The organism is Saprospiraceae bacterium, from assembly GCA_016716185.1.
In the GTDB taxonomy this organism is placed as follows: Bacteria; Bacteroidota; Bacteroidia; order Chitinophagales; family Saprospiraceae; genus Vicinibacter.
Window position 1 is genome coordinate 1,562,372 of sequence record JADJWV010000002.1, and the last position, 21,094, is coordinate 1,583,465.

General features: G+C 41.2%; 20 protein-coding genes. 8 read left to right on the top strand and 12 right to left on the bottom strand.

From position 1 onward, the window contains the following. Positions 1–3 precede the first annotated feature (3 nt). Positions 4–1,071, top strand: coding sequence for a bifunctional 3-deoxy-7-phosphoheptulonate synthase/chorismate mutase type II (locus tag IPM34_07920; GenBank protein MBK8955466.1), 1,068 nt, complete (start codon positions 4–6; stop codon positions 1,069–1,071). Positions 1,072–1,196: 125 nt separating this feature from the next. Here the strand turns inward: IPM34_07920 and IPM34_07925 are convergent, their stop codons facing one another. Further along, entirely contained in the window at positions 1,197–2,057 is an 861-nt protein-coding gene (locus IPM34_07925) for a cupin-like domain-containing protein (protein MBK8955467.1), read from the bottom strand. A gap of 95 nt (positions 2,058–2,152) precedes the next feature. Here IPM34_07925 and IPM34_07930 point away from each other — a divergent pair, with 95 nt between their 5' ends. Beyond that, positions 2,153–3,319 carry a phosphoribosylformylglycinamidine cyclo-ligase gene (locus tag IPM34_07930; GenBank protein MBK8955468.1) on the top strand — a complete coding sequence of 389 codons (1,167 nt, stop codon included), beginning with the start codon at positions 2,153–2,155 and terminating at the stop codon, positions 3,317–3,319. Positions 3,320–3,325: 6 nt separating this feature from the next. Further along, positions 3,326–3,613, top strand: a complete 288-nt coding sequence (locus tag IPM34_07935; protein MBK8955469.1) for a hypothetical protein — start codon at positions 3,326–3,328, stop codon at positions 3,611–3,613. Positions 3,614–3,660: 47 nt separating this feature from the next. Here IPM34_07935 and purB read toward each other — a convergent pair whose 3' ends face one another. From purB to IPM34_07960, 5 genes are all read right to left on the bottom strand, one after another. After that, positions 3,661–5,001 carry an adenylosuccinate lyase gene (purB, locus tag IPM34_07940; GenBank protein MBK8955470.1) on the bottom strand — a complete coding sequence of 447 codons (1,341 nt, stop codon included), beginning with the start codon at positions 4,999–5,001 and terminating at the stop codon, positions 3,661–3,663. After that, on the bottom strand, positions 4,998–5,714 hold the full coding sequence (locus IPM34_07945; protein ID MBK8955471.1) for a TIGR02206 family membrane protein: 717 nt from the start codon (positions 5,712–5,714) through the stop codon (positions 4,998–5,000). The genes purB and IPM34_07945 overlap by 4 nt, the downstream gene beginning before the upstream one ends. Positions 5,715–5,727: 13 nt before the next feature. After that, positions 5,728–6,312, bottom strand: coding sequence for a tRNA-(ms[2]io[6]A)-hydroxylase (locus tag IPM34_07950; protein MBK8955472.1), 585 nt, complete (start codon positions 6,310–6,312; stop codon positions 5,728–5,730). A 208-nt stretch (positions 6,313–6,520) separates the two neighbouring features. Then, positions 6,521–7,816: an AAA family ATPase gene (locus IPM34_07955; GenBank protein MBK8955473.1), complete on the bottom strand. Its 1,296-nt coding sequence runs from the start codon at positions 7,814–7,816 to the stop codon at positions 6,521–6,523. Then, complete coding sequence (locus IPM34_07960; GenBank protein MBK8955474.1) at positions 7,813–8,841, bottom strand: hypothetical protein; 1,029 nt, start codon at positions 8,839–8,841, stop codon at positions 7,813–7,815. The genes IPM34_07955 and IPM34_07960 overlap by 4 nt, the downstream gene beginning before the upstream one ends. 65 nt (positions 8,842–8,906) lie before the next feature. On the opposite strand from IPM34_07960, the gene IPM34_07965 reads away from it, so the two are divergent. Genes IPM34_07965 through IPM34_07975 form a run of 3 tightly spaced genes read left to right on the top strand, consistent with a single transcriptional unit; the run spans position 8,907 to position 14,447 of the window. Beyond that, positions 8,907–11,651, top strand: a complete 2,745-nt coding sequence (locus IPM34_07965; protein ID MBK8955475.1) for a hypothetical protein — start codon at positions 8,907–8,909, stop codon at positions 11,649–11,651. Further along, entirely contained in the window at positions 11,648–13,708 is a 2,061-nt protein-coding gene (locus IPM34_07970) for a hypothetical protein (protein ID MBK8955476.1), read from the top strand. Before IPM34_07965 ends, IPM34_07970 begins: the two co-directional genes overlap by 4 nt. Continuing rightward, positions 13,695–14,447 (top strand): methyltransferase, encoded by a 753-nt coding sequence (locus IPM34_07975; GenBank protein ID MBK8955477.1) that lies wholly within the window; start codon positions 13,695–13,697, stop codon positions 14,445–14,447. The genes IPM34_07970 and IPM34_07975 overlap by 14 nt, the downstream gene beginning before the upstream one ends. Here IPM34_07975 and IPM34_07980 read toward each other — a convergent pair. The 4 genes from IPM34_07980 to IPM34_07995 form a co-directional block, all read right to left on the bottom strand. Then, entirely contained in the window at positions 14,425–15,759 is a 1,335-nt protein-coding gene (locus IPM34_07980) for an MATE family efflux transporter (protein MBK8955478.1), read from the bottom strand. The two genes, IPM34_07975 and IPM34_07980, sit on opposite strands and share 23 nt — an antisense overlap. 79 nt (positions 15,760–15,838) lie before the next feature. Further along, entirely contained in the window at positions 15,839–16,084 is a 246-nt protein-coding gene (locus IPM34_07985) for a DNA-binding protein (GenBank protein ID MBK8955479.1), read from the bottom strand. A gap of 95 nt (positions 16,085–16,179) precedes the next feature. Next, positions 16,180–17,292: an alanine dehydrogenase gene (gene ald, locus IPM34_07990; GenBank protein MBK8955480.1), complete on the bottom strand. Its 1,113-nt coding sequence runs from the start codon at positions 17,290–17,292 to the stop codon at positions 16,180–16,182. A gap of 458 nt (positions 17,293–17,750) precedes the next feature. Then, positions 17,751–18,578, bottom strand: coding sequence for a 1,4-dihydroxy-6-naphthoate synthase (locus IPM34_07995; GenBank protein MBK8955481.1), 828 nt, complete (start codon positions 18,576–18,578; stop codon positions 17,751–17,753). Between the two features lie 2 nt (positions 18,579–18,580). Here IPM34_07995 and IPM34_08000 point away from each other — a divergent pair, with 2 nt between their 5' ends. After that, complete coding sequence (locus tag IPM34_08000; protein ID MBK8955482.1) at positions 18,581–19,282, top strand: RNA pseudouridine synthase; 702 nt, start codon at positions 18,581–18,583, stop codon at positions 19,280–19,282. Between the two features lie 139 nt (positions 19,283–19,421). Here the strand turns inward: IPM34_08000 and IPM34_08005 are convergent, their stop codons facing one another. After that, positions 19,422–19,574 carry a hypothetical protein gene (locus tag IPM34_08005; GenBank protein MBK8955483.1) on the bottom strand — a complete coding sequence of 51 codons (153 nt, stop codon included), beginning with the start codon at positions 19,572–19,574 and terminating at the stop codon, positions 19,422–19,424. Between the two features lie 3 nt (positions 19,575–19,577). Here IPM34_08005 and fsa point away from each other — a divergent pair, with 3 nt between their 5' ends. Continuing rightward, on the top strand, positions 19,578–20,249 hold the full coding sequence (gene fsa / locus IPM34_08010) for a fructose-6-phosphate aldolase (GenBank protein ID MBK8955484.1): 672 nt from the start codon (positions 19,578–19,580) through the stop codon (positions 20,247–20,249). Here the strand turns inward: fsa and IPM34_08015 are convergent. Next, on the bottom strand, positions 20,235–21,083 hold the full coding sequence (locus IPM34_08015; protein MBK8955485.1) for a nucleoside phosphorylase: 849 nt from the start codon (positions 21,081–21,083) through the stop codon (positions 20,235–20,237). The genes fsa and IPM34_08015 overlap by 15 nt on opposite strands. Positions 21,084–21,094 lie beyond the last annotated feature (11 nt).

A 21,094-nucleotide genomic window follows, 5' to 3' on the forward strand; every position in this document is an offset into this window, starting at 1 on the left:
TACATGCAACCAGCAGTTGACAAGCAGGGAGATTCAAAAGTGTTGATTTTAGGACCCTGCAGTGCGGAATCAGAACAGCAGATGCTCGAAACAGCCCGATCATTGAAGAACCTGAATCCCGATTTCATCAGGGCTGGCCTTTGGAAACCCAGAACCCGGCCGGGTAGTTTTGAGGGATATGGCAAAGAAGCCATTCCTTGGATGAATGCTTTGCAACAGGAATTGGGAATGAAAGTTTGCACGGAAGTCGCCAATGCCAGTCATGTCGAGATTGCTTTGAAAGCGGGATTCGACGCTCTTTGGATAGGAGCCAGGACCTCCGTCAATCCATTTTATGTCGAAGAAATTGCGGTAGCCCTCAGAGGAGCTGACCTCCCTGTTTTTATTAAAAATCCGATGAATCCGGATCTTCATTTGTGGCAAGGAGCTATTGAGCGTATTCTGAATGCGGGGATAAAGCGAATTGCGGCTATTCATCGCGGATTTAGTTTCTATGGTAACTCCATTTACAGAAATATTCCCAGATGGCAAATTCCCATTGAACTCATGCGCAGACTGCCAGGGATTCAAATGATCGCAGATATTTCCCATATTGGAGGTCGGCCCGGGTTGTTGAGAGAAATTGCCCAAATTGCGTTTGACCTCAATTACAATGGAATCATGGCTGAAGTGCATAGGGACCCGGTTCATGCTTTAAGTGATGCGGACCAGCAAGTCACTCCCGAATTTTTTAAGGAACAAATATGGGATAAATTAATCCTACGAAAAGGATTTAGCCTGGACGAAACTTATAATCAAACTGTAGATCACATTCGTGAAAAAATAGATCAGGTCGATCTCGAAATTGTCGGATTGCTTGCAAAACGCATGCTTCTTGCCGAAGAGATCGGCCATCATAAAAAAGAACAAGGTGTATCAATTTTCCAGCCGCAACGCTGGGACCAAATTGTTGATACCTTGTTGGGTGAAGGCAAAAAACTTAAGCTGAGTGAGGAATTTATTTTCTCCCTGATCGAAGCGATACATATTGAATCTATTCAGCATCAAAGCAGACGGATGAACGAGGATTGAAAAAACAATCTTTTATTTCATTGTTTAAATTAAGCTCAATAAAAAAGGCCAGCCTTTCGGCCAGCCCCATTATCAGATTGGTTTTAACAACTACAGTAATTGGTTTCGTTGTTATGGTTATTTAGTCAAATTTCATGCCACAGTTGCTTTCTCGAATAAGCCTTACGGGCAAGATCAATTTTTAAGTCTCCCCATTTTGCACCCAAAATAAAGTTCATTCCACGATCTACAGCTAAATGTCTGGCGAGATTTACGGTTCCTTTTAATTTTTGTGTAAAGCTATTGGCAGCCCGTAAGGAAATTGAAAATCCCGGATCAATATATTCAATATGGTGCCAATACATACTAGGAATGAATAGGGTCTCTCCGTGTTCTAAGGTTGTTTCCCAACCCTGGAGATATTTCAAACCCGGAAATTTATCCTCATCGGGATTGTTCATGTCAACCAAACATCCAACAGTAAAAGGAATTTGGCCAAGTAAAGGAGTTTGATCCTGTGAAAAAAGCAGTACCCGTTTTCTTGTTCTGAACTGAGAGAGGAAAACATGTGAGCAATCTACGTCGTAGTGAATTTTGGTATACGAACCTTGACCTCCAAAAAACAAAAATGGAAATTCATTGTAAAATCCATTCATGATGCGGGGGATTCGGATGTCATTCACTAATTCCGGCGCTTGTTTTAGAATATTCCATAAAAAAATTCGCAATTCGCAGGGCCCTTCCAATATTTTATTTAAATAGTCTCCGAATTTCATTTGGAATGATGCTTTCATGTAAGTTTTTCCGGCTTTGCTGAAATTTGGATCATAAACCGGAACAGTCAAATGGCCATAATTCTTTATAAAGAATTGAAAATCCCATTGCTGGAAAGCCGGCCAATCTTTGATAAGATCTTTAAATACAACGGGCCTTTTGTTATTTAGGAATGATTCTGCGAATTCATGCGGTGTAAGACCGCTAAGTTTTGGAATTGAAACGAGCTCCATTTTTATAAGATTGAGGTATTGAAATTCAGGTTTGAATGGCAAGAATCAACTTGCCTGCAACAATTTTCACGTAATAAATATCCTACCTTTGTTTCATGGAAATACAAAGATATGACGCTTTGGGGGTCTCTTCAGGTAAGGAAGAGGTACATAAAGCCATAGAAAATTTAGATAAAGGATTGTTTCCTAAGGCGTTTTGCAAGGTTTTACCCGATCTGTTAAATAATGATGATGAATTTGTAAATTTAATTCATGCGGATACTGCGGGCACAAAAACCAGTTTGGCTTATTTGTACTGGAAAGAAACCGGAGATCTTTCGGTATGGGAGGGCATTGCTCAGGACGCATTGGTCATGAATCTCGACGATCTGGCTTGCGTGGGTTGTTGCGACCAAATAATCATCTCATCTACCATTGGCCGCAATAAACATTTGATTCCAGGGAATGTCATTGAATCGATCATCAACGGAACGCAGAAATTCATATCGAAAATGAAAGATCATGGCATCACCATCATTTCCGGAGGTGGTGAAACGGCGGATGTAGGCGACATCGTGCGCACCATTGACGTTGGGATTACAGCATTTTCCAGAATGAGAAAATCGGATCTGCTGATCAACAATATTTCAGCTGGTGATCTCATCATCGGACTGGCCTCATACGGACAGTCAAGTTATGAAGACAAGTACAACAGTGGAATTGGTTCCAATGGCTTGACTGCAGCGCGGCACGATCTGCTCGACAAGCATTATGCGAATTTTACAGAGTCCTATGCTCCGGAAACTGCAAAGGAACATATATATACAGGCCCCTGGTCTTTGTCAGACATCTGGACGGATCGGGATATGCAATTCAAGGTTGGCGATTTGTTACTGTCGCCTACAAGGACTTACTTGCCGGTACTGAAAGAAGTGCTTGCCAGTCACAAAGCAGGTATTAGTGGTATCATCCATTGTACCGGAGGGGCACAGTCAAAAGTCAAAAAATTTATTTCGAGAGTCCGGATCATCAAAGACCAGCTTTTTGAATTACCGCCACTGTTTAAACTATTGGAAAAATATTCACTCTGCAGTCCCCAGGAACTATATCAGGTTTACAATATGGGGCATCGACTTGAAATTTATGCCAAAGAAAATGTTGTAGAGCAAATATTCAGAATCTGTAAAGTTTATAACATTGACGCGCGCATCATAGGCAGGGTCGAACCGGGTTCAACGGAAGAAGTCATTGTAAAAAGCCATCTCGGCGAATTTAAATATTAAACCGGAGTGGGCCAAGAACCGGATAAAGAATTGATCTGGAAATACCTGGATGGAAATTGCGATCCGGGTGAAAAAAATTATCTGGAAAATCTTTTAAAAAATGATCCCGGTTTTAAACAACGCTTTGAAAGACTAAAAACTTATCGGGAGTTTCTGAAAAACAGCGAAGAAAATCAATCAGGTTTTATTCCTGAATCGACTCCTGAAGGCCGGGAATTTAATCCGTTTCTTTGGGCAGGTGTTGTGATTCTGTTGGTGCTGTTATTGTTGTGGATTTACTCGTGGATCAAATGAATCAAATCTAATTGGATCCTGACTTATATTTTAATAACCAGATTGGACTAAGTTTTTCCAAGCGTTCCCAAATAATTATGCGGACTTAAAGCAAGTAATTCCGCTTTTACCTGATCACTGATTTGCAATTGATGAATAAAATCGTGCAGGATTTCTTTGGTAATGGAACTGTTTACCCTCGTAAGTTCTTTCAGGGCTTCATAAGGTTGGGGATAATTTTCTCTTCGCAGTATGGTTTGTATAGGTTCGGCTAAGATGATCCAATGATGATCCAGATCAGACCAAAGTTTATCTTCATTCAATATGAGTTTTGATATTCCTTTCTCTATCGAGAGCAATGCGAGATATAAATGTCCACAGGGAACGCCAACATTTCTCAGAACAGTACTGTCGCTTAAATCGCGTTGTAACCGCGAAACCGGTAATTTTTCAGCCAGGTGAGAACCTATTGCAGTGGCTAATCCCAGATTGCCTTCGGCATTTTCAAAATCAATTGGATTCACCTTGTGTGGCATGGTGGAAGAACCGATTTCACCAGCTTTTATTTTTTGCTTGAAATAATCCAGTGAGATATAAGCCCAGATATCTCTGCAAAAATCCAGCAATAATGTTTGGATCCGGATCAGCATGTGAAACCATTCGGAAATCTCGTCGTAATGAGCAATTTGTGTAGTATATTTTTGGCGGTATAGCTCGAGATCTTCCAATAAAAAAGAATCAGCCCATTCAGGCCAATTGATATTGGGATAAGCAGCACAGTGCGCATTAAAATTCCCGGTAGCTCCTCCAAATTTCCCGCTGAACTTGAATCTTTCCAATTGCATGATTTGATTTTCAAGCCGCTCTGCAAAGACCAGCCATTCTTTGCCCATTGTTGTAGGAGTTGCAGCTTGCCCGTGAGTTCTCGAAAGCATAGCTTGTCCGATCCATTGATTTCCATTGTCGCGTATGGTTGCATTTAAACTTTTGAGCCTCGGAAGTAAAATCTGAGACGTGAAATCTTTCAAAATCATGGGTGTTGCAGTATTGTTGATATCCTGCGAAGTCAATGCAAAATGGACAAACTCGCAAATTTGATTCAGTCCGATTTTATTCAATTGCTCTTTAATAAAGTATTCAAGCGCTTTTACATCGTGATTGGTTTTTTTTTCGATTTCCTTGACTTGTGTTGCTTTTTCCTCGTTGAATTCAAGAACTATTTCATTAAGCAAATTGAACTGAGCATTATTTGCTTTGGCTGGAATGACTTCAGTTTGAATAAGCCGTTTTAAATAAGCCATTTCCACTTTCAACCGATATTTTATCAGCGCAAATTCTGAAAAATAATTACCCAGTTCCCTGAGCTTATCGGAGTAACGTCCATCCAATGGAGAAATCGCTCGTATCATAGTGGATTTGTATTCATAAAATGAGGTTTTGGCAATACATTTCGACTTAACCAAAACAATAGCAGAATATGGAGGGTTCCAAAAATTTCAAATCCCAGCAAATGCATGGGGTAGGGGTGTAGTATCAAGGGATTGTTCACCAGTGGTGCTCTCATGAGATAAATGTAATTGGAATCCAAAAGAAGATTCAAGAGGTATACACTGCCTAATATAACATGAGCCAATACCCAGATTTTCCACCAGGCTTCTTTTCTTGGTCTTAATTTAAGAACGAACAAAGCATACATGGGTACAAAGATGATGCCTGCATGACTAAAATAATAATCGATAATAAAGTAAGTGGAATAGCCATGAGTGAGTTCCGGAGTGATGATGCTTTGCAAAGCACCACCCAGACTGAGAAGTAATAAAAATTCAAAAATAAACAAATTGGGTCTGATTAAAAATACGATCATGCTCATGTACGAAATTCCGCACAGATGCAGTGGAAGTGAATCTTGTAAGGTAAACATTCCTTTATCGGCAATATATGCAAAAAGGTAAATTTCTCGAATCAGAAAAATTCCTGCCAGAAAAAGTCTGTATTTTAATTCAAATCCATTCGCCAACGCATATTTCCCGATTTGTATTAATGCATAAAAAAGCATAAAGCTGAGCAGGGCACCCAAATACCACTGCAAAGAAAACATCGGAACAATATAATGCGGATGCATGATTTAATTCGGATTAATGAAGTGCGGCCCTGATCGGTAATTGTTTGATCACCTCAGCTTCGATGTTGACCCATTCATTCAATCGCTGGTAAACTTGTTTTTCTGGAAAATACTGAAGTGCCATTTTTATATAAATATGCCCATGTTTAGCTTCGGAAGTCCATAACATTTTGTAGAATTTTTTCATCTCCGGATCATTTAAATGTTCTTCAACCAAACGGAATCGCTCAGCACCTCGGGTTTCGGCAACAGAAGCAATCAGAAGCCGATCCAGAAAACGTTGCTCAATTCCCGTGTGGCAATGCTGAAGTAAGGCCTTTATGTAAGGATCTTCACTCATGCTATGCGGTAGTGATACAGCCCGTTCTTGCATGATCTCATAGACCATTTTAAAATGTTCGAGTTCTTCCAATGCCGTTTCTATCAATTCGGGGATGATCTCTTTGCGATTTGGATATTTAGCCACGAAACTCATCGCCATGGCGGAAGCTTTACGCTCGCAATCAGCATGATCCTGCAAAAAGCTGTTAAAATCATTCATGACCGCTTCTATCCATTCGGGCGGACTTGGAAATTTAATATCCAGATTGAGTTTCAAATTTTTTGGGCTTAGGTAGTGGCGCGGAACATCAGGTACATCAATGCCATCAATCCGAATGCTATGGCAATCATGATCCACACTAATTTTTTTCCAGCCTTTTGATCGTGAATTCTACTGTGTCGCTTATGGGTAGACATATATTCCGGAATTTAACGGTAAATGTAAAGGTTTTTTCAGGGTAAATCCAAATAATACCCGATATCATTTAACGGTATAAGTTCATGAAATCGACTACGCGCTCATCCATCTTTATATCGCTGAATTTCAGGGGCCTCGCCAGTTGCAATCCTTCGAGCGTAGTGCACCGGCTCAAGGCTACATAGGCCTGTCCGAATTCGAAAGCTCCGGGTCCCATATCGACAAGCACATGCTCGAAGGTTTTTCCCTGACTTTTGTGAATGGTAACAGCCCAGGCCAGCCTTAATGGGAATTGTCTATAGGAACCCGTAATTTCAGTTTCCAATGCGGAATAAGCGCCGGAAGTGGTTTTATACCTGATCATTTCCCATTCGTATTTTTCAAGACTGATGATCTTACCAGTGTCTTCCAGTTCGATTTCTACACGATCGTTATGTAATTTGTATATCATAGCCAGGCTTCCGTTTACAAACTGTTTCTGAGGATCATTGCGCAGCAACATCACTTGAGCGCCTTCCTTTAATACTAAATGTTCATCGGCCGGGAACTGAGAGGGATGGATGCTCCCTGTTTTATGAGCCTGATAGACTTTTGATTCTCCGGGCAAACGCTCCAGCTTGCTGAGATTGATCGATTGTGCAATGTTGTTCAGGGTACACAAATGTATGCGGAATACATGCTCTTCATCTTTTGTTCCCAATGGAAAATACCGTTCATTGATTTCATCGAGATCGGTTTCGTCCAGGTCGTTATTCCTGATTTTGTTAAGCAATCTTATGAATTGTAATTCCTTTTGTCTGTATATTTTCGAGAGCTCGATCATTTCAAAATGTTCGAGTTGTTGAAATACTTTGGATGAAAAGAAATAAGGACTTCCAAAATTGTTTTGCAAATAAATTTTTTCTTCCTGGGTTGCTACAACAGGAGGCAGTTGGTACAGATCTCCAATCCAGAACATGGGTTTTCCACCAAATGCTTTGTCGGTTTGAAGTGAGAATCGAAGCACTTGATCGATGTGATCCATCAAGTCAGACCGTACCATTGAAATTTCATCAATGATAAGCCAGTCAGCACTTTCAAGCAGACTTCGTGCAATTTTTTTATAATGGTCGCGGGTGATAAAACTGGCAGGAAATTTGAAAAAACTGTGGATCGTCTGGCCTTTGATCTGAATGGCAGCAATCCCTGTCGGGGCTAAGAAAATTGCTTTTTTATCAGACATTCTGCGAAAGGCATTCAGTAATGTCGATTTACCGGTTCCCGCTTTACCTGTTAAAAAATAATTTCCTTCTGTTCGGTCCAGGCAATCGAGCACATAATGCTGTTCAGATTCCAGTATGAGAACGGAAGGATCAGACATCATTCAGTTGAAAAAATGCAATAAACCGGAAAATGATCGCTGTAGCCATAATTGTAGATGTTGCCTGAAAAAGTTCTTTTTGGATAATTTTTGTAATGCCCTTCTCTTTCGAGCATAAAAGTTTTCCGGAATATCCTGTTTTTGCGGAATTTCCAAATTGATTTTGTGCCCAGCATGTTTTCAGAAATCAGAATCTGGTCAAACAGCCCCCAACTATCGTTAAAAGCTCCTGTGCCTTCTCCTTTTTGATAATTTTCAAAGAAGGGATTGTAAAAATCAAAGGCGTCCAATCCATTGCGCCTGGATTTCGCAGATAACACTGAAATGAGCGAATTATCGCTTGGGTTGTCGTTCAGGTCTCCCATAACCAACATGCCGGCTTCCGGATGTTGCAGCCTGATGGAGTCGGACAATTTTTTATTGATCCTCGCGGCCTCTTCACGAAATGGTTTGGTAATCATTTCGCCACCTCTTCTCGAAGGCCAATGGTTGACGGTAATAAACAGAAGTTGATCCTGTAACATGCCTTTAATGAGCAGTATATCCCGGGTGATCCGCTCCCGTTCTCCATCGGGAGGCAAAACAACCGGATAAGCTTTCACCTGGATGACGTGGAATAAATCTGAACGATACAGTAATCCTACATCAATGCCGCGAAAGTCTCTGCTATTCCGATGCACGATTTTGTAGTATTTGTCTTTGATGGCAGGATGACGGACCAGGTCCTCAAGAACTTTTTGATTTTCAATTTCGCAAACCCCCAGAATGGCTAAAGGTATGTTCTGTAGTTCTGTTTGGATGCTCCTGATTACCTTGGATAGACGGTCGAGTTTATCTTGATATTTATCTGTCGTCCAGTTCTTTTCGCCACCCGGGGTGAACTCTTCGTCTTGGACATCCGGATCGTCATGGGTGTCAAACAGGTTTTCGAGATTGTAAAACCCTATGGCCAGCTGCTTTTCCTGACCATTGACCATTATTAATGGAATCCAATAAAAAGTTAACAACAGGATTGATTTTGCTCTCATTTATTTTTTGTTACTTTGACCGAAGATTGCGCAAATAAACCAAATTTACCCGGAATTTCAATCCAATGCAGTTAAACTCGTTTCTTTATTTGGTCATCTTTCTAACAGCCGGCCAGATAAATCTTTATTCTCAAGTAATTCAGGCAAGATTACTGGATAACGTCGATCAAAAACCTGTCGGTAATGCCAAAGTTACCGAACTGGTGTCCGGTGCCAAATTGATATCCGATCAGGAAGGATATTTGCAACTTGATCAGACGAAACTCGGTCTGAACATCAGATTGGAGATCATTGCCGATCAATACAAACCCTATTATTTGCAATTGAGTGTTGCCGACTGGGGCCAAAATTTGCAGGAAATTTATTTGCAACCGGTTCCCCACGCAGTCGAAGCACGTCTGGATATCATCCAAAATGAAGAAACAGATGATGAGTCTTCAGGCGACGTATACAGTCTGCTTTCTTCTTCCGAGAATGCCTTGTTGAGAGTGGCAGGTTTTGAGTGGAGTGCCTTCCGGTTTAAATTGAAAGGATTGCCCAATTCATATGATCAATTGGGATTTAATGGTTTTTTACTCAATGATCTCGAATACGGAAGATTGCCTTTTCATTTATTTTCGGGACTAACACTTGTTAGTAAATACTCCGAAGATTATGTAGGATATAAAGAAAACCTGTTTGATTTTGGAAGTGCTGGTGTCGGACAATGGATTACTTCGAATCCGGCGGCATACCGAAAGGAATTTGCAGTGAACTATGGCGAAACAAATCGCAGTTACGATAGACGCATTGGTGTTCATTTTGCGTCCGGGATCAGATCAAAAGGATTTTCGTGGATTGCAGGGGGTACAAGAAGATGGGCCCAGGAAGGTTTTATTCCAGGAAGCTTCTATGATGCCTGGGGTGCATACCTGGGTTTCACAAAGTCGTTTAATGCTAAAAATCAACTCAGCTTCATGGCTCTTTATGCCCCGGTGATCAGAGGCAAAAGCAGTCCTGGTACGCAGGAAGTTTACGATCTTAGCGGGGATCATTTTTATAATTCATACTGGGGCTACCAAAATGGAGAAAAACGGAACAGTAGGGAAGTAAAGACCAACAGTCCGGTAGCCTTCCTCAACTTCCGGTCCAACATCAGCGAATTCCTAAGTTTTCAAACAGGAATTATGGCTGTGCGGTCTCAACGTTACGATAGTCAGTTGGATTGGCACAATGCACCGGATCCGCGTCCGGACTATTACCAAAAATTACCATCTTCAATTGAAGACAGTTCGGTTGCAGCGATGGTAACTTCCCAATGGAAGTCAGATGTAAACATCCGTCAGATCAATTGGGATCGACTTTATCAGGCAAACTACAACAATATACAGTCGATACAAGGTGCCGATGGGATTCAAAATCATGTAGTGAACGGAAAAAGGGCTGTTTACTGGATCAGTAAACGGTTTTCAAACTTTACTGAATTTGAACATTTTGGTAATTTAAACTGGATCCGTAAACGTCATGAACTCAATTTAAAATACAGAATCGAATTTTCAAATCTTCAGCAATACCTCGAGGCTAGTGATTTGTTGGGAGCAGATTTTTTGGTCGACGTAGAAGATTTTATAGATGATCCTGCAAAACAACATCCGGATGTATTGCAAACCCAGAAAATTGTCACAGAGAATGAAAAGTATGGGTATAACTACGAAGTTGCATCGCGTCAGACAAGCGCAACTGCAGGATATGTTTATTACGGTAGAAAATTTGATTTAAATCTTGCTGCCCATATTAAAAATGCCTCATTCCAGCGAGAGGGCTTTTGGCAGAATGCTATCTTTTCGAATAGTTTGGGTAAATCAGATTGGAATTCTTCGTTCGGATGGTCTGCACGATTGTCGGGAACCTGGAAAATAGACGGCAGAAATTATGTTCAAATGAATGGTGCGTATCAAAAGTTGCCCAACAGATTTGATCAGATTTTCATTAACCCGGAATGGCGGTCAGATGCCTTCCACATCAAAGATCAAACGGAGATTCGATCTTCAGATTTGACATATCACCACAGAAGTCCCGGCTTAAAAATTCAACTGGGGGCTTATTTTGTTCAGCTGCAAAATCAAATCATCAACAAGAACTTTTTTCTCGACGATCAATTGGAATCAGCGGCCAACGCAGAACTTGCCGATGGAAGCCTCATTAATGCATTTTATACAAATTACGACCAGAATCATTTAGGCATTGAAGCTTCATTGGAAATGAAACTTGGTGCTGGATTTAAAGTTCTTGCTGCAACTTCATTGGGCGATCACTACATCAGTTCCCGACCTACACTGCATATCAATGATAAACTCAGCACAGCTACCGCAACGCATGTGATCTATATCAAAAATTACAAAGTTCACGGCTCTGCAGAAAGTGCTGCAAGCCTTGGTGTTTTTTACGATCTTCCTAAAAGTGGGTTTGTTACCCTGACAGCAAATTTTTTAGACAGGCAATTCCTCGAATTAAATCCATTGCGAAGGATAGCTGAAGCCGTCGACGAAGTCGATAGAAATTCTCAGCAATTTGCTGATATCCTTGCTCAGGAAAAACTGCCATCTGCATTTTATCTCAATTTGTTTCTGTATAAGCCATTCAAGTTGTTTGGGGAATCGTTTACAGCTTCGATGAGCGTGCAGAATTTATTAGATAATAAAAATCTGAAAAGCGGCGGATTTGAACAATTCAGATTTGATTATGAAACAAAAAATCCAAATGCATTTCCTTCGAAATATTATTACCTGCAAGGAATCAACTATTTTATCAGCTTAACTTGGAAAATATGACAATTTTAAAAAACAATACTGGCGATTTCAATTTTACCAGCTTGCTTATAGCTTTATTATTCTTAGGATTTGCGTCTTGTGTCGACAGGGAATTTGACGAACCACCCATTATTGTGGATACCCTGGATTTTCCTGCCACCGGTACAATTGCGCAATTAAAATCCTATTATGCTGCCGGAAAATTTGTCGAAATCCCGGTCGAACTGGATATTCATGCAGTTGTTGTTGCTGACGACCGGAGTGGAAATTTTTACAAAACTCTAATCATTCAGGATTCTACCGGAGGGATTGAACTTAAACTCAATCGCATTGGCTTATATTCAAGTTTTCCCGTTGGGATGAAAGTGGGACTGAGATGTCAAGGACTGACCATTGGCGATTACAATGGCTTAATTCAACTCGGATTGGGAACTTATCAGGATGGGAGTTTTACAAACATTGCCGGGATCGAAGATGTGCTGATTGAGAACTATTTATTCAAAGGACCTAAAAACCAAACCATCACTCCGAAAATCAAAACAATCAATACGCTAACGGCACAAGACATTAGTACGATAGTTCAATTGGAAAGATTGGAATTTTCAAGCGGTGAACTCGGAAAAACATATGCTGATGCTGTAGGTCAGAATTCCGTAAATTTAATCCTTACCGATTGCGATAAAAACGAAATCATCCTCCGCAGCAGCGGGTTTGCGGATTTTGCCAACATTCAAATTCCGGAGGGGAATGGACCAATTGTAGGTATTCTGGGTAAATTCCGAACAGATGTGCAATTGTTTATACGGGATACCAGCGATATAAAATTTTACGGACCAACCTGCAATACAGGTCCCGCTAATTTGCGGGAAATTTCTATACAGGCTCTGCGTGCATTGTATTCAGGTGCTACTACTGCTGCTCCCGACAGTACAAAAATAGTTGCCACGGTGATCAGCGATAAAGAGCAATCCAACATCACTAGCAGAAATGTGGTTGTTCAGGATGCAACGGGGGGTATTGTGGTACGCTTTCTCACCAGCAATACATTTGCATTGGGAGATCTGATTGAAATAAATATCTCAACGCAGGAATTATCTGAGTTTCAAGGCTTGCTTCAGTTAAATAACGTCGATATCTCCCGTGCAAAGAAGACAGGAACAAATACCATTACGCCTGTAGTCAAAACCCTTGCAGAAGTACTGTCAAATTTTGAGGCTTTGGAATCCACGCTGGTGGAAGTGCGAGATGTGCAGATAAATAAGGCAAGCGGCAGTAACTTTTCCGGTACTTGCATTTTAACGGATGCCACTGGAATCATGGATTTGTTTACGCAATCTTATGCCGCTTTTGCAAATTCTAATTTTCCGGTTGGTAATCTTAAACTGGTTGGATTTATCAATCAGGGAGGTAGTTCTCAAGCCAAACAAATATCCATAAGAAATTTGAATGACATTACGGGAGGCAGTAATCCGACCGCTGAATACATTACTATTCTTGCTCTGCGGAGGTCATTTTCCGGTTCAACAAGCTCTGTACCTGCCGGTAAAAAAATTAAAGGAATCGTAGTCAGCGACAGAACTCTTGAAAATACAACGCTTCGAAATATTCATATTCAGGATTCGACCGGAGGGATTGTAGTGAGGTTTACGGCAAATCATAGTTTTAATTTGGGCGATGAATTGGATATAGATATAAGCGGACAAGAATTCACCGAGTTTCAAGGCTTGCTTGAAGTCAACAATGTTCCCTTGGATAAAGCAGTTAAAACAAGTACAGGCCAAATTCAGGCAAAGACTTACACCATTGCTGATGTGCTTGCAAATTTTGAAGATCTCGAATCCAGTCTTGTCATCATTCAGGATGTTCAAATCTCCAAAGTCAGCGGAACAACATATTCCGGAAGTTGCGTGATTACCGATGCGAGCGGACAAATGGAACTATACACCCGGCCTGCTGCCTTGTTTTCAAATCAGGATTTCCCAACAGTAAAAGTCAGGATTACAGGTATAGTCAATCAGGGAGGTGCGCTATTAGTCAAGCAAATCAGTATCAGGAGCCCTGGCGATGTCCAACCCTGATACCACTGGTTTGCTTTCAAAGCAATTCAGATTTAAGCAATTTTCCATTCATACAACGGATCGGGTATTTCCTGTAACGACAGATTCCGTTTTATTGGGTAGCTGGGTAGGAACCTCGGGTGTTCACAAGGTCCTTGATCTTGGTTGCGGCAGCGGTATTTTAAGTCTGATGATTGCACAACGCACAAGCGATGATTGCGTTGTCATTGCTTTGGATCATCATGCTGAAAGTATCGAAATTGCAATGGGAAATTTTATGCGATCAGACTGGCGACACAAGCTTTTTGCGTTGCAGTTGAATGTAGTCAATTTAATAGAAAAATTGGGTACGGATCCATTTCAAAAACAGTCGTTTCAATTGATCATTTCCAATCCGCCTTATTTTAAAAAATTAAAGAATTCGCCAACGGAAATGAAGTCGAGAGCGAGACATCAATTGGATTTTGATTTCGAAGCACTGGCCAGACTGGCTTCTTTTTATTTGGCACACGAAGGGAATCTGGCCGTTGTCATTCCCCGGGACCTGGAGTACAAACTAACAAGTGTTAGTAGTAAATATGGTTTGTATCTGAAGCGGAAATGTACGGTGAAGCATTCATCGAATTCCGAACCGGGATTGTGTTTGTGTGAGTATGGTCCCCACAGCAGTCCATTTGAATTTACGGAGCTGACTTTATACGAAAACGAACACACGAAAACGCCTGAATTTCGGGCACTCACTCAGGACTTCTATTTATAGGCAAATTTGTAATTTTTAAAAACCTGGTCAGGAGCAGGATGCCCATGAAACTCAAACAGACAATAAATCCAATCCATATCCCGACGACTTCCCATTTAATCCAAACACTGAAAATATAACCGGCGGGAATTCCTAAAAACCAATAGCACAAGGTGGTATATAAGGTCGGCACTTGAACATCCTGGATACCTCTGAGGATGCCGATTCCAACCGCTTGCAGCGAATCTCCGAGTTGAAACGCAGCGGCAAGACAGAAGAGCAGAGCAGCTTGTTGAGCGACTTCCTTTTCATTTGTAAAAATTAAGGGGATCCAATTTCTGAATACAATAAATGTGGCTGCACAGATGATTCCATATACAATCGCCATTTTGAGTACAGTGATTCCGATGGTTCTCACCAGCGTGAGATTTCTTTGACCATAGGCTTCACCAACGCGAATGGAGCCCGCCGTAGATAATCCCATGGAAACCATAAACGTTAGAGCGGCTACTGACATGGATATTTGATGAGCCGCTTGTTGTATGGCGCCAAACCATCCAACCATGATTCCCAACACTACAAATGCACCCACCTCGCTGCAGTATTGCCAAGCCGAAGGAATGGCGAGGCGGAGTATTTTATTGATTTTAGTTTTGAGCAGTTTTCTTTTTTCGAGCTGATACTTTTTATACTTGGGATGCTTGATTACGTAAATTCCAAGAGCCAGAGCTATCATGATCCTGCTGATAAACGTGGCAATGCCTGCACCTTCCAGTTCCATTCTTGGAAAGCCAAAAGTTCCATATATCAGAAAATAATTTAACAGTGCATTGAGCGGAATGGATGCCAGTGAAAGGATCATAGGGACTTTGGTGTGATTAAGTCCATCGCAGAATTGCTTGATGCTTAAAAATACGATCATGGGTACGATCGACCAGAGCATCCAGTTTAAATATGGCCTTCCCAAATGGCTGACCTGGGGGTCCTGTTTTAAATGATAAATGACGTCGCCACAAAAGAAAAGAATGGTGACGACTAAAAAACTCAACAAGGTATTCAGGAATACCGCATTGTTTAACAATGAGCCACTGAGTTCTTCTTTTCCGGCACCTCTTAATTCTGCAACCAAAGGAGAAATTGCAACGGTAAATCCCATCGACATGACTAAAGGAAAGCCGATCATGTTATTGACCAGCGACGCTGCTGCAAGATGAACATAACTGATCTGGCTGACCATGGCGGAGTCGATGATATTTAAGATCATCTGCGAAAGGTTTCCCAGAATAATGGGGATGGCCAGCGCGATCAATTTTTGTTTTTGAGAGGTCTCCAAGTTGCAGCGTTTAAAAAAAAAGGGTTTGCTGTCGTATGGCAGGCAAACCCATAAATTAATAGGTAAGGAAATATTTATTTTAATTGTCCTGGGAACTTTCTTGTAAGATTTGTTTGGCCATATTTAAGATGGTCAAATCCTCGATATAAACAATTCCACCATGGGGTCCTGGTTGAATATGATTTCCGGAATTTTCCATATGGTGAGCGCCGAAATAATTTCGAACGGTTTGTTCATCCAGATTTAACTGGTCAGCTATTTTCTTGATACTGCCAGTTGGTAAACTGTGTTTGATCTTTCTGAGTTCGTCTAAAGTGATGTTCATAAAGATGAATTTAGGTGATTAAAAATTGGACCCTTGAAATTAATACGTTCCAAAGGATCTTCCAAGTATTTTATACAAAAAAAATCTAAGAAGGTTTAGAGAAACCCTTCTACAGCATGATACTCAAGGTCAAATGCTTCTGCTACGCCTTTATAAACGACTTTTCCCTGAATCACATTCAAACCCAGACTTAATGGTTTGCTTTCCCTGCAGGCAGTTTTCCAACCTTTGTCGGCAAGTTGTATGGCAAAAGGAAGTGTTGCATTGGTCAAGGCCAGAGTAGATGTGAATGGTACTGCTCCGGGCATATTGGCCACGCAGTAATGCACGACATCGTCTATGATATAAATTGGATCGTCATGAGTAGTGGGCTTACTGGTTTCCATACAACCCCCCTGGTCGATCGCCACATCCACCAGAACAGTGCCTTCCTGCATTGTGGACAGCATATCCCTTGTAATCAGGCTCGGGGCTTTTGCGCCGGGAATTAAAACTGCTCCAACGATGAGGTCATGGGTTTTGATAAGATTTCGGATGGTGAGTTCATTGGAATACATCGTCGTTACATTGGATGGAAGTACATCTGCCAGATAACGCAATCGAGGTAAATTAATATCGAGAATGGTAACTTGGGCTCCCATGCCTGCAGCCATTTTAGCAGCCTGAGTCCCAACAATTCCACCACCCAAAACCAAAACTTTAGCGGGTGGCACTCCGGGAACGCCTCCGAGTAATATTCCTTTTCCTTTTTGAGGCTTTTCTAAAAATTTGGCACCTTCCTGAATGGCCATTCTCCCTGCTACCTCAGACATGGGTATCAAAAGCGGCAAACTTCGATCGGCCAATTCAACCGTTTCGTAGGCAAGACAGACCGCTCCGCTTTGAATCATGGCCTCAGTAAGCGGCTGGTAGGAAGCAAAGTGAAAATAAGTAAAAACGAGCTGATTTTCCCTGATCAATCCGTATTCAGATGCAATCGGTTCTTTGACCTTCATGATCATATCGGCTTTGGCATATACAGAGCCAATATCCTCGAGGATTCCGGCACCGGCGTTCAGATAATCCTGATCGGAAAATCCGCTTCCAATGCCTGCAGTGGATTGTACATAAACTTCATGGCCTCTTTTTTTAAATTCAAGGGCTCCTGCTGGCGTCAACGCCACGCGGTTTTCATTGCTTTTAATTTCTTTGGGAACTCCAATAATCATAGGGGACTGTTTTCGACAGGGCGAAAATACGACAGATGGATAAATTACGCCTTTTTATAAAAAAAGATAGCCCGTATACAGTTATACGGGCAAATCTTCATTTAATAACCAAAACTCAAAACTCGAATTAGTTTATCCAAGAATCATGCCAATTCCGGTCAATGAAGAATTATGAAAAGTATTTTAAAAATGAATTCCCTGTATATGGGAGAGAAGAGCAAAAGATTATTGCGATAATGGAAGATTGAGATCGCAGTGGGGTAAAATTCAAACAGAGGTGGGCTTAAATAAAAAAGCTCGTGACGTTTCACGAGCAAAAACGAATTTTACATTTAATAACCAAAACTTACACGGTGTAAATTTAATACACATTATTCAAATATTTAATATATAAATGTTTATAATTATTTAATATAGATATATTTATATTAATTAATATGTAAAAAAAAGAAATACAATTAAATAAACAAGCTCTGTCGATTCGTTTGGTCCGTATTTTCTAAAGAATTAAGTCTCAAAATGGCCGATTTTCCCGTTTCCCCCAGTTCGGAACTGTATGCATTTACATATAATTCAATATGTGCTTTTATCACTTCTTCAGCCATTTCCTGAGCATGGGACCGTATAAAAGGAAGTAATTCATCGTAATGAGCATAGGCAAAACTCAGGCTTTCGCGAATTTGGGCTTTGATGAACTGCTTTATGGAGTCGTCGAGTTCGCTTTTTATAGCGATTAATCCAAGTGGAATGGGGAGTCGGTTTATGGTTTGCCATAATTGGCCCAGATCCGCTACCAGCTCAAGTCCCTTTTCCCGATAGGTAAACCTGGATTCATGAATGATAATGCCGGCATCAAATTCCCCATTCAATACGGCTTCTTCTATTTTTGAAAAGCATATTGCTTCAATATGCACACATTCGGGAAATAAACTTTGAAATAACAATTGTGCAGTGGTGTCTTTACCCGGACTGGCTATTTTCCAGTGTTTTTCCGGATTCGTGCGGCGTGGTGTTTTGGATACAAGTAAGGGTCCGCAATCTTCACCGAGCGCTGCTCCAACCTCGAGAATCTGATAATGGGGATGAATCCTGTGCGCCTGACTCGCACTGATTTTGATCACATCGTAATCTTTTGTCATCGCAGCTTCGTTCAACTTCTGTATATCGAGGTAATTTACCTGCAATTCCAGCTTGTTGGAGTCTTCAATGAAGCCCAATATCCAGGCGCCGAAGATAAATGTATCATTCGGACACGGAGAAATCCCTACTTTTAAGCACTTGTTCATCTATGTTACAACTCGATCCAATCACCATTTACGAAGACAACCATTTGATCATTCTGGATAAGCCTTCGGGTTTGCTTTCCCAGGGAGACCAGACAGGCGACCCCAATTTATTTGATCTTCTTAAAGATCATTTGAAGATAAAATACCAAAAACCCGGAAATGTTTACCTGGCTTTGATAAATCGACTGGACAGACCGGTAAGTGGCTTGATCATTTTTGGCAAGACCTCCAAGGCAGCCTCGCGTTTGCATAAAATGATGCTTGAGGGCAATTTTCAAAAGAAATATCTGGCTTTATGCGAAGGGCATCCTATGATAGAGAAAGCTACATTGGAGCACTACCTCATTAAAGATGAAGCAAAAAACAAAACGAAAGTGTACGAGGCGCCCAGACCAGGCGCTAAAAAATGTTTATTGTCGTATGCCACCCTGGCCAATATTCATGGAAACAGTCTCTTGCAAATTGATTTGATGACCGGCCGTTCGCACCAGATCAGGGCACAATTGGCTCACATCGGCTGTCCGATACTTGGGGATACCAAGTACGGAAAACAAGTTAAAGGTATCGAAAGCGATCTGGCTCTTCATGCCTACTCTTTGAGTTTTGAACACCCGGTCAGTAAAGAGCAGATGCACCTGGTTTCCCTGCCAAAAGATCGAAAATTCTGGTATGAATTTAAAAATTTCCTGAATAAGCTGAGTTAAATAAACCTGTCATAAACCAAGGGATTCACCTGGCGTACAGGAGGCTCATTTTGAAATTTTATCTAAAAAAATTTAATTTTAAAGTATTGTGCGATAAGGCTTTAGCATTAACTCATGCGCAGAAAGGTGACCGGACTGGTCAGCAGAACCACATCGCTCCTGTGAATTCGATTATTTTTGCGGCGTAAGAGTTCACGACCAGCTCCCGCTGAATCCCCCAGGGTAGAAATGCAGCAAGGGTGTGTGGTTGAGCGGTGCGATGAGCTCTTACATTTTTTGCTAAAATTCCCAACTCATGAAATTTTTTATTGATACTGCCAAGCTGGACCATATTCAAGAAGCCAAAGATTTAGGAATTTTAGATGGGGTGACGACCAATCCCAGTTTGATGGCGAAGGAAGGGATTACCGGACGAGAGAATATCTACCGCCATTACAAGAAAATCTGCGATCTGGTTTCCGGTGATGTAAGTGCGGAAGTCATTTCAACGGATTATCAAGGCATGATGAAAGAGGCCAGGGCTCTTGCAGAAATTGCCGAGAACATAGTGGTTAAAATTCCGATGATCAAAGATGGGATTAAAGCGATCAGTGAGTTGACCGCTTTGGGAATCAAAACCAATTGTACACTCGTATTCAGTGCCGGTCAGGCTATTTTAGTAGCCAAAGCGGGTGCAACATACATTTCTCCATTTATTGGGCGTATAGACGACACCAACTGGGATGGGATGCAGTTAATCAGCGACATTTTTGATATCTACTCCCTTCAAAGTTATGAAACCGAAATTCTCGCTGCTTCCATTAGGAATGGTTTGCACATAGTAGAAGCAGCTAAGGCAGGCGCAGATGTGGTCACTTGTCCTTTGGATGCTATTTTATCTTTACTCAAACACCCATTGACCGATATCGGTCTGCAAAAATTCCTCGAAGACCATCAGAAAGCTCATGAATTGTCAGGAAAAGCTTAAGATCTTTTCCAGACTGAGTTCAATCATTTTTTGGATGGTTTTTTCCGGATGTACAGAAAATTGTTGGGTGACGCGATTTGCCAGGATCGCATTGATTGATAATGCACGGTGGCGAAAAAACTTAGACAAGCCATATATACCGGCAGTTTCCATTTCGAGATTGGTGATTTTTCCAAATTCGGGGCTACGATATGTACTCCAGTCATTTAAATAATTATGGGTACCGATCCCGTTGACCCGGCCCTGGGGTCCATAAAATCCATCGCAGGTCATGGTCGTACCTTCCAGAAATTCATGGCTTTGAAAATGATTCATTAATTGATGATCGCATGCCACCTGAAAAACGGGGACCTCCGGGAGATGATTTAAAAATTTGTTGAATTCCAATATCCGGATTTCCGGACAGGGATAATGCGATAGGAAACAACTTCGGTGAATTGCATTGGAGCTGATCAAAATGCTGTCTACAGCAATTTCATGCTGTATGGCACCTGAAGTACCCAGTCTCACAAAATTCAAAGTGGTAGTTTGCTCTTTCCTGCATTGATTTGCTACATCCCAATTGAATAAATAATCAATTTCATTGATCACAATGTCGATGTTATCTACGCCGATTCCTGTAGAAACGATACTGATCCTTTTGGAATTGATGACTCCGGTAACGGTTCTGAACTCGCGGCATTGTTTTTGCGTTTCTATGGAATCAAATAAAGCAGAAATCTGATGCACGCGATCGGGATCTCCTACAGTGATGATGGTTTCCGCAAGCTCTTCGCGATGCAGATTTAAGTGGTAAATACTGCCGTCTTTGTTGAGTATCCAGTGGGTATCCATAATTTAACGAT

Excerpts from the sequence above, each read along its gene's own strand:
- IPM34_07995 (MBK8955481.1), bottom strand. The coding sequence starts at position 18,578 with ATGAACAAGTGCTTAAAAGTAGGGATTTCTCCGTGTCCGAATGATACA.
- IPM34_07960 (MBK8955474.1), bottom strand. The coding sequence starts at position 8,841 with ATGAGAGCAAAATCAATCCTGTTGTTAACTTTTTATTGGATTCCATTA.
- purB (MBK8955470.1), bottom strand. The coding sequence starts at position 5,001 with ATGATACGAGCGATTTCTCCATTGGATGGACGTTACTCCGATAAGCTC.
- IPM34_07970 (MBK8955476.1), top strand. The coding sequence starts at position 11,648 with ATGACAATTTTAAAAAACAATACTGGCGATTTCAATTTTACCAGCTTG.
- IPM34_07985 (MBK8955479.1), bottom strand. The coding sequence starts at position 16,084 with ATGAACATCACTTTAGACGAACTCAGAAAGATCAAACACAGTTTACCA.
- IPM34_08000 (MBK8955482.1), top strand. The coding sequence starts at position 18,581 with ATGTTACAACTCGATCCAATCACCATTTACGAAGACAACCATTTGATC.
- IPM34_08015 (MBK8955485.1), bottom strand. The coding sequence starts at position 21,083 with ATGGATACCCACTGGATACTCAACAAAGACGGCAGTATTTACCACTTA.
- ald (MBK8955480.1), bottom strand. The coding sequence starts at position 17,292 with ATGATTATTGGAGTTCCCAAAGAAATTAAAAGCAATGAAAACCGCGTG.
- IPM34_07975 (MBK8955477.1), top strand. The coding sequence starts at position 13,695 with ATGTCCAACCCTGATACCACTGGTTTGCTTTCAAAGCAATTCAGATTT.
- IPM34_07925 (MBK8955467.1), bottom strand. The coding sequence starts at position 2,057 with ATGGAGCTCGTTTCAATTCCAAAACTTAGCGGTCTTACACCGCATGAA.
- IPM34_07955 (MBK8955473.1), bottom strand. The coding sequence starts at position 7,816 with ATGATGTCTGATCCTTCCGTTCTCATACTGGAATCTGAACAGCATTAT.
- IPM34_07965 (MBK8955475.1), top strand. The coding sequence starts at position 8,907 with ATGCAGTTAAACTCGTTTCTTTATTTGGTCATCTTTCTAACAGCCGGC.
- fsa (MBK8955484.1), top strand. The coding sequence starts at position 19,578 with ATGAAATTTTTTATTGATACTGCCAAGCTGGACCATATTCAAGAAGCC.
- IPM34_07920 (MBK8955466.1), top strand. The coding sequence starts at position 4 with ATGCAACCAGCAGTTGACAAGCAGGGAGATTCAAAAGTGTTGATTTTA.
- IPM34_07930 (MBK8955468.1), top strand. The coding sequence starts at position 2,153 with ATGGAAATACAAAGATATGACGCTTTGGGGGTCTCTTCAGGTAAGGAA.
- IPM34_07945 (MBK8955471.1), bottom strand. The coding sequence starts at position 5,714 with ATGCATCCGCATTATATTGTTCCGATGTTTTCTTTGCAGTGGTATTTG.